The following is a 14,595-nucleotide window of genomic DNA, read 5'->3' as shown; positions in this document are numbered from 1 at the left end:
GCCAAGGATACGGCATGCCGCCCTGGCGCGTGCTGCTGCGCGGCGCGTCACCCCGGTTCGGTGACCGCGCTTTCCTGATTGGCGGGCGTCGCCGCGCGTGCCGGTGCCGTGTCGTGACTCTCGCGGAGCGGCTGCGTCTTCTTGTCCGCCTTCTTCTCGGCGGGTTTGTGCTCCACCAGCCCCAGCCTGTGCTGCAACCAGTCGAACGAGAGATACAGCGACGGCGTGATGTACAGCGTGATGAGCTGCGACAGGATCAGGCCGCCGACGATGGCCACCCCCATCGGTTGACGCAGTTCGGCGCCCGCGCCCAGGCCCAGCGCGATCGGCAGCGCCCCCATGATGGCCGCCAGGGTGGTCATCATGATCGGGCGGAAGCGCAGGCGGGCGGCGGCCTGGATCGCCGCGTGCGGCGCTAGGTGTTCCTTGCGCTGCGCCTCCAGGGCGAAGTCGATCATCATGATCGCGTTCTTCTTCACGATGCCGATCAGCAGCAGGATGCCCACCATCGCAATGAAGGTCAGCTCCAGCCCCACGATCTGCAGCGACAGCAGCGCCCCCACGGCGGCCGAGGGAATGCCGGCGAGGATGGTGATCGGGTGCACCCAACTCTCGTACAGCACGCCCAGCACCACATAGATGACCGCGATGGCGAGCAGGATCAGCCACAACTGGCTGGTCTGCGACTCCTGGTACACCGCGGCGTCGCCGATGAACTCGCCGAACACGTTGGAGGGCATGTCGAGTCCGCTGCGGATGCGCCGCACCTCCTCGATGGCCTGCGACAGGGTCACGCCCGGCGCGAGGTTGAAGGACAGGGTGACCGCACCGGCCTGCCCCTGGTGATTGACCGAGTTGTTGACGGCGGCGCGCTCGATGCGCGCGAAGGCGGTGACCGGCACCAACTGGCCGTTCTTGGAGCGCACGCGCAGGAACTCCAGGCCGCTCTCGTCGGCGCGGTACGCGTCGGCCCATTGCAGGATCACCGGGAAGTTGTCCTGCGCTGCGTAGATGGTGGCCACCTGGCGTTCGCCGAAGGAGGCGTTGAGCACGTTGCGCAGACTCTGCATGTCCACGCCCAGGGCCAGGGCCTGGTCGCGGTCGATGATCAGCTTGGCCTGCACCGCGCGCCGCTCGGCGTTGGAGTTGATGTCCTTGAGCAGGGGTGACTCGCGCAGAGCGCGCTGCATGCGCTCGGCCTGCTGCGCGGCCAGATCGTAGTCGACAGATTGCAGCGAATATTGGTAGCGCGCATTCGCATTGACCCCGCCGATACGCAGGTTCTGGATTGCCGAGAAGGAAATCTGCCCACCAGCGATGTCGCCGGTGTCGCGGCGCAGACTTTCCAGCACCTGCTTCATGTCGCCACGCTCACCCTTGGGCTTGAGTGTGATGAAGATGAAGCCGCGGTTGCCGGTGCTGTTCATGTTGGCAACCACGTCCTGCACGGCCGGGTTGCGCCGGATGCGATCCTCGTACTTCAGCACCAGCTCGCGCGTGGCCTGCCAGGACATGTCCTGTGCCGGCGTCACCGGCGCGCGCACCTGGCTGATGTCTTCGTCGGGGAAGAAGCCCTTGGGCATGGCCAGGTACAGCCACACGGTCCCGACACAGGTGGCCAGGGCCAGCAGCAACATCAGGGCACGGCGGTGAAGGGTCCACGCGAGGCTGTGGGTGTAGATGTTCAGCACGGCGTCGAAGCCGCGTTCGAACAAGGCGCCCAGGAAACCCGGTTTGTGCTGGGCGTGATGTGGATCGTGCTTGATGAAACGGGCCGACAGCATCGGGATGATGGTCAGCGCAGCTACGGCGGAGACGGCGATGGACAGCGAGACGACAACGGCGAACTCGTGGAACATCAGACCGATGACACCCGGCATGAAGAAGATCGGGATGAACACCGCGATCAGCGAGACCGAGATCGAGATCACCGTGAAGCCCACTTCGCGCACGCCGCGTACCGCGGCGGGAAAGGGTTTCACCCCTGCTTCGATATGCCGGACGATGTTCTCCAGCACCACGATGGCATCGTCCACCACCAGGCCGATGGCGATGGTCAGCCCCATCAGCGAGATGTTGTTGAGGCTGTAGCCGGCCCACAGCATGATGCCGAAGGTGCCCAGCAGCGAGGCCGGCAGCGACACCGAGGGAATCAGCGTGGCGGACAGCCGGCGCAGGAACATCAGGATCACCAGCAGCACCAGGCCCACGGTCAGCAGCATGGTGAGGTTCACATCATGGATCGACTCGCGGATCGACAGCGAACGGTCGTTGAGGATGTTGATGTCGACCGAGGCCGGCAGTTGCGCCTTGAGCCTGGGGATGGCCGCGCGCACCGCGTCGACCACCGCCACCGTGTTGGCATTGGGCTGGCGCAGCACCTGCAGGTTGATGCCGCGCTTGCCGTTGACCCAGCTCGCGCTCTTGATGTTCTCCACGCTGTCGATGACTTCGGCCACTTCATTCAGGCGCACCGGCTGGCCGTTCTTGATCGCCACGATGAGGCGGGCAAAGTCCGCCGCGTCGTTGAGCTGGTCGTTGGCGGTGATCATCAGGGTCTGGCGCTGGCCTTCCAGCGTGCCCATCGGCGTGTTGGCGTTGGCCGCGCCGAGTGCGGTGGACAGCTCGCCGATCGAGATGTCGCGTGCCGCCAGCTTGGCCGGGTCGACCGTGATGCGAACGGCATAGCGCTTCTGGCCGTTGATGGTGACCTGGGCTACGCCGTCCAGTGTCGACAGCGTGGGCGAGATCAGGTTGTCGGCGTAGTCGTTGAGCTGGTCCAGCGACAGCGAGGGCGAGTCCAGCGTGATGAACAGGATCGGGTCGTCCGCCGGGTTGACCTTGCGGTAGCTCGGTGGATTCGTCATGTCTTCCGGCAGTTGGCGCTGCGCGCGCATGATGGCTGCCTGCACGTCCACCGAGGCGGCGTCGATGTCGCGCGAGGGCAGGAACTCCAGCGTCAGGTTGGTGCTGCCCTGGGTGGATGACGAAGTCATCATCTTGAGGCCGGAGATCGTCGAGAACTGACGTTCCAGCACGGTGGCCACCGAGGAGGCCATGGTCTCGGGGCTGGCCCCGGCCAGGTTGGCGCTGACCTGGATGATGGGCTGATTGAAGGACGGCAGCGCGGAGATGGGGAGTTTGAACCAGGCAGCGACGCCGCCGATCATCACGGCCAGCCACAACAAGGTGGTGGCGACCGGGCGGTGGATGCTCAGTTCGGCGATCTTCATTGCGCGGCCGCCTGGGTCTTCTTGTCCTGGGCGCCGCCGTCGCGCTTGCGTCCGCCCGCCGGTTTGTCGGCGGCCTCCGCCACCTTGGCCCCAGGGCGCAGGTTCTGGCCGCCTTCCAGCACCACCTTGAGCCCGGGCTCGATGCCCTTGAGCACCGCCTTCTGGTCGACGATGCGCAGCAGCTCGACCGGCCGGGCCTCGACCGTGGCATCGTCCTTCACGATGTAGACCAGACGGCCGTCAGGACCGTTGATGACGGCTTGCGCCGGCAGCACCGTCGCCTTGTCGATGACGCCTGCCGCGACTTTGACCGTGACGTACTGACCCGGCCACACCAGGCGCGCGCTGTTGTCCATGCGCGCCTTGAGCAGGATGGTGCCGGAGTTGCGGTCCACGCTGCTGTCGATGAAGCTCACTTCGCCCTGGATCTCGCGCTGCTCGTCGAGTGTGGCGGTCACTTTCACCGGGCCCTTGCGCTGCGCCGCCAGCAGCGCCTGCAGATTGTTCTCGGGCAGCGTGAAGGTCACCCCGATCGGGTGCATGCGGGTGATGCGCACCAGCGCAGTCTGCGTCGAGCTGGCGTTGACCAGGGCGCCAGGGCGCACATCCACACGCCCGGCGCGACCGTCGAAGGGCGCCGAAATGCGGCTGTAGGACAGGCTTACCTTGGCCTGGTCCAGTGCCGCCTTGGCCTGCACCAACTGCGCCTCGGCCACTTCCACCTTGTTCTTCTGGGTATCCAGCGCGGAGGAGGAGACGAAGCTCTGGTTGGAAAGCTCCTGGGTGCGATTCAGGTCGCGCCGCGCCACCGACAGGGCGGCTTCCGCGCCGGCTACCGCGGCGGCGGCCTTTTCCACGTTGGCCACGTCTTCGCGGTCGTCCAGCGTGAACAGCAGTTGCCCGCGGCGCACTTCGCTGCCTTCGCGCACCAGCACCTCGCGGATCGTGCCGTTCTTCTGTGGCCGCAGGTCCACCTCGTCCAGCGACAGCACGCTGCCCTGGGCCTCTAGCATCAGCGGCACCGTCTCGCTGCGGGTTTGCGTGGTGGTGACGTTCTGTGGCCGCCCGCTGCGGGTGTCACCGGTCCGGGGTGCAGCCGGGGCAGTTCCCTCCGCCTTGTTCGTGAGAGGCAGCGTGTCTTCTTGGGGTTTGCAGGCAAGCAAAGCAAACCCTGCACACAGCAGGGCCGCGAGGGGGCGGTAGTGCATGTATCCCGCGAGGGCGTTGTCCGCGCTCGCGCCTTGGCCAGGGAGGTTTGAACGGCAGTTGGATGCCGGGCCCGCATCATGGTTCATCGCTTTACCGCTGCCAAGCGCAAAATTGTTCTCAGTTGCAAACACATGCGCGAATCGGCGAACAGGTTTGCTCACGGGCATTGCGATTGATACTGTATATTTACTCAGTCATCGACGGCCGGGATAAAACAAATCGGCTGTTGCACTGCGCAAGGCACGGCGCTCCGGATGCTTTCCGTTGCAAGCTCTGTGCCATAATTCCCACGACCATTTTGCGAGGTTTTTCATGGACGACAACAAGGCCAAGGCGCTTGCTGCAGCGCTTTCGCAGATCGAGAAACAGTTCGGCAAGGGCTCCATCATGCGGATGGGCGACGGCAAGCTGGAGGAGAACATCCAGGCCGTATCGACCGGCTCCCTGGGGCTGGATATCGCGCTGGGCATCGGCGGCCTGCCGCGCGGCCGCGTCGTCGAGATCTACGGACCGGAGTCCTCCGGCAAGACCACGCTGACCCTGCAAGTCATCGCCGAGATGCAGAAGATCGGGGGCACGGCCGCTTTTATCGACGCTGAGCATGCACTGGACGTGAGCTACGCCGGCAAGCTGGGCGTCAAGGTCGAGGATCTGCTGATCTCCCAGCCGGACACCGGCGAGCAGGCGCTGGAGATCGCCGACATGCTGGTGCGCTCCGGCGGCGTCGACATCCTGGTGATCGACTCGGTTGCCGCACTGACGCCCAAGGCCGAAATCGAAGGCGAGATGGGCGACCAGTTGCCCGGCCTGCAGGCCCGCCTGATGAGCCAGGCGCTGCGCAAGCTCACCGCCAACATCAAGCGCACCAATACGCTGGTCATCTTCATCAACCAGATCCGCATGAAGATCGGCGTGATGTTCGGCAATCCCGAAACCACGACGGGCGGCAACGCGCTGAAGTTCTACGCCTCGGTGCGCCTGGACATCCGCCGCACTGGCACGATCAAGAAGGGCGAGGAAGTCATTGGCTCCGAGACCAAGGTCAAGGTCGTCAAGAACAAGGTCGCGCCGCCGTTCAAGGAAGCCCACTTCGACATCCTCTACGGCGAAGGCATTTCGCGCGAAGGTGAGATCGTCGACATGGGCGTCGATCACAAGTTCGTCGACAAGTCGGGGGCCTGGTATGCCTACCAGGGTGAGAAGATCGGCCAGGGCAAGGACAATGCGCGCGAATTCCTGCGCGAACACCCCGAGACTGCGCGCGAGATCGAGAACAAGATTCGCGAAGCCGTGGGTGTGGCCGCCATGGGAGTCGTGGCGGCCGAATAAGCCGTGATGAAGAAAGCGCCGGCCGCTTCGCTCAAATCGCAGGCCCTGCGAATGCTTGCCACGCGCGAGCATTCGCAGCATGAGCTGCGACGCAAGCTCAAGGCGAAGGCGGCGGAAGGCGAGGATGTGGAGGCGGTCGTGCAGCGCATGGTGGAAACCGGGCTGCAGTCGGATGAGCGTTTTGCCGAGAGCTTCGTGCGTGCGCGTGGCGAGCGTTTCGGCAGCGGACGCATCCGGCGCGAGCTGGCCGAGCGTGGCGTCAGCGCCGAGCTGGCCGGCGAGGCGCTGGCCGGTCTGGCAGGAGATGAATTGAGTCGTGCGCGTGGCGTGTGGGCGAAAAAGTTCACGCAGGCGCCGCAGGACGCGAAAGAATGGGCGAAGCAGGCACGCTTCCTGCAGTCGCGTGGTTTTTCGTCGGAAGTGATACGCAGGATTTTGAAAGAACCGTTCGATGAGTCTGCTTAGGGTGTCCGGCCTGCGCAAACGCTACAAAGCGCGCACGGTGGTCAAGGATGTGTCGTTCCAGGTCGGCAGCGGCGAGGTGGTCGGCCTGCTGGGGCCCAATGGCGCCGGCAAGACCACCTGCTTCTACATGATCGTCGGCCTGGTCCGCGCCGATGGCGGCAGCGTGCAACTGGACGCCACCGAGCTTGGGCACCTGCCGATCCACAAGCGTGCGCGCATGGGCTTGTCCTACCTGCCGCAAGAGAACTCGGTGTTCCGCAAGCTCACCGTGGCGGAGAACATCCTGGCCGTGCTGGAGCTGCAGAAGCTGCCCAAGGCGGTGATGCAGGAGCGCCTGGACGAGCTGCTCGATGAGCTGAACATCGGCCACCTGCGCGACACCCAGGCGATTGCGCTGTCGGGCGGCGAGCGTCGCCGCTGCGAGATCGCCCGTGCGCTCGCCACCCAACCCAAGCTGATCCTGCTCGATGAGCCCTTTGCCGGCGTCGACCCGATTGCCGTGCTGGAAATCCAGAAGATCATCAACTTCCTCAAACAGCGCGGTATCGGCGTGCTGATCACCGATCACAACGTGCGCGAGACGCTCGGCATCTGCGACCATGCCTTCATCATCAATGCCGGTGAGGTGCTGGCCGGTGGCAAGCCGAACGAGATTGTGCACAATGACCAGGTACGCCAGATCTACCTGGGCGAACATTTCCGTCTCTGAGCGCGCCTGGCTGCAACCCTGTCCATGAAGCCTTCCCTCCAGCTCCGCCTCTCGCAACAACTCGCGCTGACCCCTCAGCTGCAACAGTCCATCAAGCTGTTGCAGCTCTCCACGCTGGAGCTGAACCAGGAAATCGAGCGCATGCTGCTCGACAACCCGATGCTGGAGCGTGATGGGGCGGAGGATGAGGCGGGCGAAGTCGTGGCCGCCCCCGAGGTGACGACGACGGCGGAAGCCACCGAGGCGGACTACGCCTCGGCCGAACGCAAGGCCAACGGGGAGGAGGATTTTGAGCCGCCCTCCACGGTCGAGATGCCGGACACCATCAACGAGGCCTACGACTCGGCCTCCGACGACGACCTGGGCGAAGCCGCCGAATGGCGCAGCGAGGCCGGCAGCGGGCGTGGCAACGATGACGACGACGAGTCGGATTTCCAGGAATTCCAGGCCGCCACCACCAGCCTGCATGATCACCTCAGTGCGCAAGTCTCCCTGATGCCCTTGTCGGACCGTGATCGCGCCCTGGTGCGCTTCATGGTCGAAGCACTGGAGGACGATGGCTACCTGCAGCAGAGCTTCGAAGACCTGCTGCCCCTCATTCCCGAGGAGTGGGAGGTGGAGGTGGAAGAGCTGGGGATCGCCCTGCATCACGTGCAGAACCTGGACCCGGCCGGTGTCGGCGCGCGCAACCTGCAGGAATGTCTGACCCTTCAGCTACGCAATCTACCCGTCACGCCCAGCCGCGAGCTGGCGCTGGGCATCGTCGATGGACTCCTTGAGCAACTGGCCGCGCGCGACTTTCAGAAGATCAAGCGCCGCCTGGGCTGCAGCGACGACGCGCTGCGTGCCGCCCAGGAGCTCATCTGCAGTCTCAATCCGCGCCCAGGGGCCCAGTTCGCGGCGCTCGATGCACGCTACATCGTGCCCGACGTGATCGTGAAGAAGTATCGCGGCAACTGGACGGCCAGCCTCAATCCGGAGGCGATGCCGAAGCTCAGGATTCACCGTGTCTATGCCGATATACTCCATAACAACCGTGGTGCCAGTGCTTCGCTGTCCGCGCAGTTGCAGGAGGCGAAGTGGCTGATCAAGAACGTGCAGCAGCGTTTCGACACGATTCTGCGGGTCTCGCAAGCCATCGTCGATCGCCAACGCCAGTTCTTCGACTACGGTGAAGTCGCCATGCGACCACTGACCCTGAGGGAAATCGCGGAAGAACTCGAACTGCACGAATCCACCGTCTCACGCGTGACCACGCAGAAGTACATGGCGACGGCACGCGGCATTTTTGAACTGAAGTACTTCTTCGGCAGTCACGTATCCACCGATACAGGCGGTGCCTGCTCAGCCACGGCGATTCGCGCGCTGATTCGCCAGATGGTGGGCGGGGAGGATCCAAGGAAACCCTTGTCCGACGCCCGTATTGCCGAAGTGTTGGGCCAGCAGGGTATCGTGGTGGCGCGACGGACGATCGCCAAGTACCGTGAGTCGCTGAATATCCCGCCGGTCAGTCAGCGCAAGTCGATCTAACCAGAGGAGTACGGTATGAACCTCAACATCACGGGCCATCATGTCGAAGTGACCGCCGCCTTGCGCGAATACGTCACCAGCAAGCTCGATCGCGTGATCCGCCACTTCGATCACGTCACGGCGACGCATGTCATCCTCTCGGTGGAAAAGCTTCGGCAGAAGGCCGAAGTGACCCTGCATGTGCGGGGCAAGGACATCCATGTCGAATGCGACAATGACGACCTCTACGCGGCTATCGACGCCATGGTGGACAAGCTCGACCGCCAAGTCCTCAAGCACAAGGAAAAGACTGCTGACCATGGCCACGCCGGCATCAAGCAACAGGCGATCGGCTCGTAACACACTGCACACGGCGGTGCTGCACTCGGACATATAATCCTGTCGAACTGCAGCCGGATCTGCCGCCCCGAGGGCGGCAGATCCGCGCCGGCGAATTTCCAGTCGTGGCGGGCGCAGTCGGCCCGATGCCTACCCCAGCATGAACCTGATCTCTCGCATCCTGCCCTCCGCCAACATCCTGGTTGCCTGCACTGCTGGCGACAAGGCGGGTGTATTCCAGCAGGCCGGCGCCTTGTTCGAGGCCAGCCACAGCCTGTCGCGCAAGGTCGTGTTCGACGCCCTCATGCAACGCGAGAAGCTGGGCTCCACCGGGCTGGGCCAGGGCATCGCGATCCCGCACGGCCGCATCAAGGGGCTCAAGGAGGCCGTGGGGGCCTTCGTCCAACTGGCGCTGCCGATCGAATTCGACGCGCCGGACAATAAACCGGTCGATCTCGTGTTCATCATGTTGGTGCCGGAACAGGCCAACGAAAGCCATCTGCAGCTCTTGTCCGAACTGGCGCAGATGTTCAGTGACCGTGCGTTCCGCGAGAGTCTGGCAGACGCGCAGGATGTGGCGACGGTCGCCACTCTCTTCGCCGGATGGGATCCCCATGCGACGCACGAGCATCGCCCAGCTGTTTGAGGCCAACCGGACGGCCCTGCGCCTGCGCCACATCGCAGGCCGGCTCGACAGCTATCTCACCGTCACCGACAACAAGGTGTGGCCGGCTGACCTGGTGGGCCACCTCAACCTGATCCACCCCAATCGCCTGCAAGTCATGGGCGAGGCGGAGTTCGCGTGGGCACGCCGCCAGGCGCGTGACAAGCTGGAGCATCACCTGCTGGGCATCCTTGCGTCATCGCCGCCGGGCGTGATCGTGGCCGACGATTGCGAAGTGCCCGACATCATCCGGCGCAACTGTGAGGACGTGGGCGTGCCCTTGCTGGCCTCGCCACTGGAATCCGCCCGCGTCATCGACGTGCTGCGCGCCTACCTGTCGCGCAAGCTGGCGGAGCGCGTTTCCCTGCATGGCGTGTTCATGGACGTGCTGGGCGTCGGGGTGCTGATCACCGGTGATTCCGGTGCCGGCAAGTCCGAATTAGCGCTGGAACTGATCTCGCGTGGCCATGGCCTGGTGGCAGACGACGTGGTGGAGATCTCGCGCGTCGCTTCCGGCGTGCTGGAGGGGCGCTGCCCCGAAATGCTCAAGGACTTTCTTGAGGTGCGCGGGCTGGGCATTCTCAACATCCGCACTATCTTTGGCGAGACGGCCTGTCGCCGCAAGATGAAGCTCAAGCTGATCGTCCACCTGCAGCGGCGCGGTGCGCGCGACGACGAGCCCTTGCGCCTGCCGCTGGACGACGAGGACCAGGACATCCTGGGCGTGCCGGTGCGCCGCACGGTGCTGCCGGTGGCGGCCGGGCGCAACCTGGCGGTGCTGCTGGAGGCTGCGGTGCGCAACACCATCCTGCAGTTGCGCGGCATCGACTCCACGCAGGAGTTTGTGGAGCGGCAGCGCCTGGCCCTGGATCAGGAAGACCCCTTCGAACACTGAGGACCAGGCACAGCGACAAACAACGAAGCCGCGGAGTACGCGGCTTTGTTGTTTGTCGTCTGAAGTATCGCTTCTCTTACTTGTTCCCGATGTCGAACAGTGCGGCCTCGACGCCGATCTCTTGTGGTGAGTAACCGAAGCCGATGCGCCCGCGTTCGGGCAGCTGACATTCGCTGCGCTTGAGGATCACCTCCAGCCCATGATCGTCGACCAGGTAGGTGCCATTGGTGCTGGTGTCGATCAGCATGTAGGTGCCATTGCGGAACTCGATGCGGGCATGGTGACGCGACGCACGCCGGTCGGCGATGACCAGGTCGTTGCCTTCCTCGCGCCCGGCCAGCATGACCGGGTGGGTCTGCGACACGATGTAACTGGCGCTCTGGTGGCGCAGCATCAGGCGGGTACGCGGGGCGCTGGAGATCGGCGCGACGGAGGGCGGGCCGGCATCGGCCGCGACAACCACATCGCTGAAGTTGGTCTGCGAGCGGCTGAAGAAGGGCGTGTTGTGCTGGCTGGCACGCATGCCCGACACATCTTCGCGTAGCTCATACACGGCCTTGCTGTCCACTGACAGTGCCTGCTGTGTCGTGATCTGGTTGCGGATCGCTTCCGACAGTTGCTCGGCGGCCTCGCTGCTGATCAGGATCTGGTCGCGCCCGGCTGCGGCCAGCAACTGGCCGGCGTAGCCCGTGGTGCTGTCGGCGTCGGTCGGGCCGGCATGCACGCCGATGCGCAGGGCCAGCGAGATGCCGGATACCGGGGGCAACTGGCTGACGCGTTCGCGCATGTCGTTGGCGGCCAGCACGGCGTTGTCGCAACGCGAGAAGCCGACCACCAGGCGCTGGCCTTCGGTGACCAGGGTGTGGCCGGCATAGGCTTCGACCGCGCGTGCGGCGCGTGCGCGGCCACGCTCGATGGCGCGTTCCGCCTCGCGTACGCCCAGCTTCTGGGTTAAGGCCTCGGCGCCGGTCAGTTCGGCGACCAGCACGCAGGTGGCGGCCGGGGGACTCATGGTGTTCAAAGCGGCTCCGACTCAATCAGTACATTGTCTTTATCCCGGCTCATCCAGTGCACCGCGGCGGCCGGTTCGGGTGAAGCACATACCTCTGCTTCATCGAACACAATGTCCCCTTCCTTTAGGGTGGCCTCGCGGGTCAGCCCCTTGTAGTCGAACAGATTGCCATCCGCGAGGTGGCTGGGCACTACGTTCTGAAGGGCAGTGAAGATCGAGCGCAGGCGCTCCGGGTGCGTTGCATCCCACGTCTGCAGCATGGCCTTGATCTGTTTGCGCTGGGCATTCTCCTGCGAGCCGCACAGATTGCAGGGGATGATCGGGTAGGCCATGGCACGCGCGAACTTTTCCAGATCCTTCTCGGCGCAATAAGCCAGCGGGCGGATCACCATGTGCTGGCCGTCGTCGCTGAGCAGCTTCGGGGGCATGCCCTTGAGCTTGCCGCCGAAGAACATGTTCAGGAACATGGTTTCGATGATGTCTTCGCGGTGGTGGCCCAGGGCGATCTTGGTGGCGCCCAGCTCACGCGCGCAGCGGTAGATGATGCCGCGACGCAGGCGCGAGCACAGCGAGCAGGTTGTCTTGCCCTCGGGAATCTTCTCCTTGACGATGGAGTAGGTGTCCTGGGTCTCGATATGGAAGTCGACGCCGATGGATTCGAAGTAGCGTGGCAGCACGTCTTCCGGGAAACCCGGCTGGCGCTGGTCGAGATTCATCGCGATGAGCTTGAAGTCGATCGGCGCGCGGCGCTTCAGTTCGAGCAACAGGCTCAACAGGGAGTAGGAGTCCTTGCCGCCGGAACAGCACACCATGACCACGTCGCCATCCTCGATCATGGAATAGTCGACGATGGCCTGGCCGACCATGCGCAGGAGGTGTTTCTGCAGGCGCTGGGCGTGGCCCGAGAGTTCGGGGCGGGAGAGGCGGGTCGTGTCCACGAGGTGTATGTCCGGTGCGAAGCTGGCGATAGGATTATAGGGCTTGATGCGGCGCACAATCGTGCCCGCCGTCACGCCTGCAAGGTGGCACCTGCAGGGACTCTACGCCGCAGGCGGGCAGCCGCCGCCCGCCAACCGACGCATGGAGTCTCCGCCGCCAGTGGGCGGCGCATGATGCCGTGGATCCGTACGAGTGAGCGTAGAAATCTGTGACGGGTCAGCGCTCGGCCAGGGCCGGCAGTTGCTTGAGCTGCTGGTGCAGGGCGATGCCGTACTTCTCCGACAGACCCAGGCGCAGGCGCAGCGGGAAGCCATCCTCCTTGCGCACCCACAGCTCGAAGCTGCCGCCGTCGGTACTGGGCCGGCGCGTCCAGTGGGTGGCCGCGATCTTGCGCCCGCCGACTTCCACCTGGTCGTCGCGCGGATCCATGACCAGCAGGCGGGTGGACAGTCCGTCGGTGGCGGCGATCGTGACGCTGCCACGCGCGGGCGGTTGGCGGAAGAACACGTAGGCCAGCGAGGCCGCATCGGCTAGGCGATACTGCAATTGCTCGACCTTGCGTTGCTCCTTGCCGCGCCAATAGGTGGCAGTGCGTGCCCGGTAGTCGATCTGGACCGTGACAGGCTCCTTGCTGCCGCGCTTTTCGATGAAACGGCTGGAAGCCGGATAGCCACCGCCGAAGCGACCTTCGCTGCTGCGGCTCAGGCTGGCGCTGGGGACGAGTGTGCGCAGGGCAGTGGAGGCGTTGCCCTGCGCGGTGATCTTGTAGCGCTCGCCGTCGATCGACACTTCGTCCGTGAGCTTGCCGGCTTCTACACTGCCACCAAGCATCGACAGGCTGCCCCTCAGGGCTTTGGTCGTGAGGGAGGCCTGTGCCGGCTCCTGCTTGCTCGTGGTGACCGACAGGCTGTATTCGGCGGTGAAGCGGAGCGCGGCAGCTGAATTGCCGGCTGCGACTGCGCAAGCCGTGGCGCAAACCAAGGCATGCAGACGTAGACGACTGATCATGGCGTGTCGCCGCGGCGTCCCAGGGCGATACCCAGTTGCTTGAGCTTGCGATAGAGGTGGGTGCGTTCGAGGCCGGTCTTGTCGGCCAGGCGCGTGATGTTGCCGTCCTCGAGCTGCAGGTGGTGCTCGAAGTAGATGCGTTCAAAGGTTTCGCGCGCCTCGCGCAGCGGCAGATCCAGTGGCAGGGCGTCGGCCAGATGGTTGCTCTGGCGGGTGAGGGCGGTCACTGCGTCGGCGTCGATTTCCTCATCGAGGGCACTCAGCGCCAGCGAACGGATGGTGGCCTTCAGCTCGGCGATGCCGCCCTGCCAAGTGGTGTTGCGCAGGGCGTTGAGGGCGCCGGTGCTGAGGCTGCGCGGCGGGATGTCACCGCTGTCGGCCAGGTGCAGCACGATCTGTGTGGCCAGCTCCGGGATGTCGTCGCGGATGTCGTTGAGCGAAGGCGGCACCAGTGCGACCTCGAACAGGCGGCGCAGCACGCTGGCGTCCCAGCCCTCGGCCAGCAACTGGTCGGGTAGCACGTCGCAGGCGCACACCAGATGCAGATCGTAGCGTTCGAGGCGCTCCAGGGCGAAGGCCAGATTCTTTTGCTGGGGGCGGGTCAGCGCGCGCAGGTTGTCGGCGTACAGGATGCCGCCCCGTGCAGTCTCCAGCGATTGCAGTTCGAGCGGCACGGTCATGGCACCGAGGTCCAGCCAATGCCCTTCGGCGCGTTGCAGGCTGCGCGCGCACAGTTCGGCGATGGACCCGCGGTTGACGCGCAGCAGCAGGGTACGGCTGCGGCTCATGATCTGGTCGAGGCGCTTCTTGAGGTCGCGCAGCGCGGGTGAGCGGGTGAAGGTGGCGAGCGTGAGGTGGGCGCGGCTCTTGGGTTGCTGCTTGGAGAGGCCGCGCTTGACCGTGGCGAGCAGCTTCTGCAGGGCGATCGGTTTTTCCAGGAAGTCGAGCGCGCCGAAGCGGATGGCTTCCACCGCAGTGTCGATGGTGCCATGGCCGGACATCATGATCACCGGCATGCTCAGCTGGCCGTTGGCGGCCCATTCCTTGAGCAGGGTGACGCCGTCGGTGTCGGGCATCCAGATGTCGAGCAGGACGAGGTCGGGCCGTGCCGCCTGGCGCGCCGCGCGGGCGCTCGCTGCGTTCTCGGCGAGCTGCACGGTGTGGCCCTCGTCGCTGAGGATTTCCGACAACAGCTCGCGAATACCCATTTCGTCGTCAACAACCAGGATCTTCGCCATGGCCGCGAGACTAGCAGACTGTTGGAAAAATGCTAAGGATGTTGCG

The 14,595-nt window shown here is 64.8% G+C and carries 13 protein-coding genes; 7 read left to right on the top strand and 6 right to left on the bottom strand.

Going from position 1 to position 14,595, the window contains the following annotated elements; genetic code table 11:
- Positions 1-47 precede the first annotated feature (47 nt).
- Positions 48-3,233, bottom strand: coding sequence for an efflux RND transporter permease subunit (locus tag NMB43_RS18660; protein WP_494349673.1), 3,186 nt, complete (start codon positions 3,231-3,233; stop codon positions 48-50).
- The gene (locus tag NMB43_RS18655) at positions 3,230-4,441 is read right to left on the bottom strand and encodes an efflux RND transporter periplasmic adaptor subunit (RefSeq protein WP_494349672.1); all 1,212 of its coding nucleotides are present in this window, start codon (positions 4,439-4,441) and stop codon (positions 3,230-3,232) included. Before NMB43_RS18655 ends, NMB43_RS18660 begins: the two co-directional genes overlap by 4 nt.
- A gap of 313 nt (positions 4,442-4,754) precedes the next feature.
- Between NMB43_RS18655 and recA the strand changes: the two genes are divergently transcribed.
- The 7 genes from recA (at position 4,755) to hprK (ending at position 10,352) form a co-directional block, all read left to right on the top strand.
- A complete protein-coding gene (gene recA / locus NMB43_RS18650; protein ID WP_494349671.1) occupies positions 4,755-5,771 on the top strand; it encodes a recombinase RecA in 1,017 nt (338 codons plus the stop codon).
- Between the two features lie 6 nt (positions 5,772-5,777).
- Entirely contained in the window at positions 5,778-6,236 is a 459-nt protein-coding gene (gene recX / locus NMB43_RS18645; protein WP_494349670.1) for a recombination regulator RecX, read from the top strand.
- Entirely contained in the window at positions 6,223-6,945 is a 723-nt protein-coding gene (gene lptB, locus NMB43_RS18640) for an LPS export ABC transporter ATP-binding protein (protein ID WP_494349669.1), read from the top strand. The genes recX and lptB overlap by 14 nt, the downstream gene beginning before the upstream one ends.
- A gap of 24 nt (positions 6,946-6,969) precedes the next feature.
- Positions 6,970-8,475 (top strand): RNA polymerase factor sigma-54, encoded by a 1,506-nt coding sequence (locus tag NMB43_RS18635; protein ID WP_494349668.1) that lies wholly within the window; start codon positions 6,970-6,972, stop codon positions 8,473-8,475.
- A 15-nt stretch (positions 8,476-8,490) separates the two neighbouring features.
- Positions 8,491-8,814, top strand: a complete 324-nt coding sequence (hpf, locus tag NMB43_RS18630; RefSeq protein ID WP_494349667.1) for a ribosome hibernation-promoting factor, HPF/YfiA family — start codon at positions 8,491-8,493, stop codon at positions 8,812-8,814.
- A gap of 139 nt (positions 8,815-8,953) precedes the next feature.
- Entirely contained in the window at positions 8,954-9,439 is a 486-nt protein-coding gene (gene ptsN, locus NMB43_RS18625) for a PTS IIA-like nitrogen regulatory protein PtsN (RefSeq protein ID WP_494349666.1), read from the top strand.
- Positions 9,408-10,352 (top strand): HPr(Ser) kinase/phosphatase, encoded by a 945-nt coding sequence (hprK, locus tag NMB43_RS18620; RefSeq protein ID WP_494349665.1) that lies wholly within the window; start codon positions 9,408-9,410, stop codon positions 10,350-10,352. The genes ptsN and hprK overlap by 32 nt, the downstream gene beginning before the upstream one ends.
- A 76-nt stretch (positions 10,353-10,428) precedes the next feature.
- Here the strand turns inward: hprK and NMB43_RS18615 are convergent, their stop codons facing one another.
- The 4 genes from NMB43_RS18615 to NMB43_RS18600 form a co-directional block, all read right to left on the bottom strand.
- Positions 10,429-11,364, bottom strand: coding sequence for an FHA domain-containing protein (locus NMB43_RS18615; RefSeq protein ID WP_494349664.1), 936 nt, complete (start codon positions 11,362-11,364; stop codon positions 10,429-10,431).
- Positions 11,365-11,369: 5 nt separating this feature from the next.
- Positions 11,370-12,230: a tRNA 2-thiocytidine(32) synthetase TtcA gene (ttcA, locus tag NMB43_RS18610; RefSeq protein WP_494352169.1), complete on the bottom strand. Its 861-nt coding sequence runs from the start codon at positions 12,228-12,230 to the stop codon at positions 11,370-11,372.
- Between the two features lie 289 nt (positions 12,231-12,519).
- The gene (locus NMB43_RS18605; RefSeq protein WP_494349663.1) at positions 12,520-13,311 is read right to left on the bottom strand and encodes a hypothetical protein; all 792 of its coding nucleotides are present in this window, start codon (positions 13,309-13,311) and stop codon (positions 12,520-12,522) included.
- The gene (locus tag NMB43_RS18600; RefSeq protein WP_494349662.1) at positions 13,308-14,549 is read right to left on the bottom strand and encodes a sigma-54-dependent transcriptional regulator; all 1,242 of its coding nucleotides are present in this window, start codon (positions 14,547-14,549) and stop codon (positions 13,308-13,310) included. Before NMB43_RS18600 ends, NMB43_RS18605 begins: the two co-directional genes overlap by 4 nt.
- Between the last annotated feature and the right edge of the window lie 46 nt (positions 14,550-14,595).

Source organism: Uliginosibacterium sangjuense, from assembly GCF_059132465.1.
Note: the sequence above shows the minus strand (reverse complement) of the source record. Positions and strands in the feature narration are given on the sequence as shown.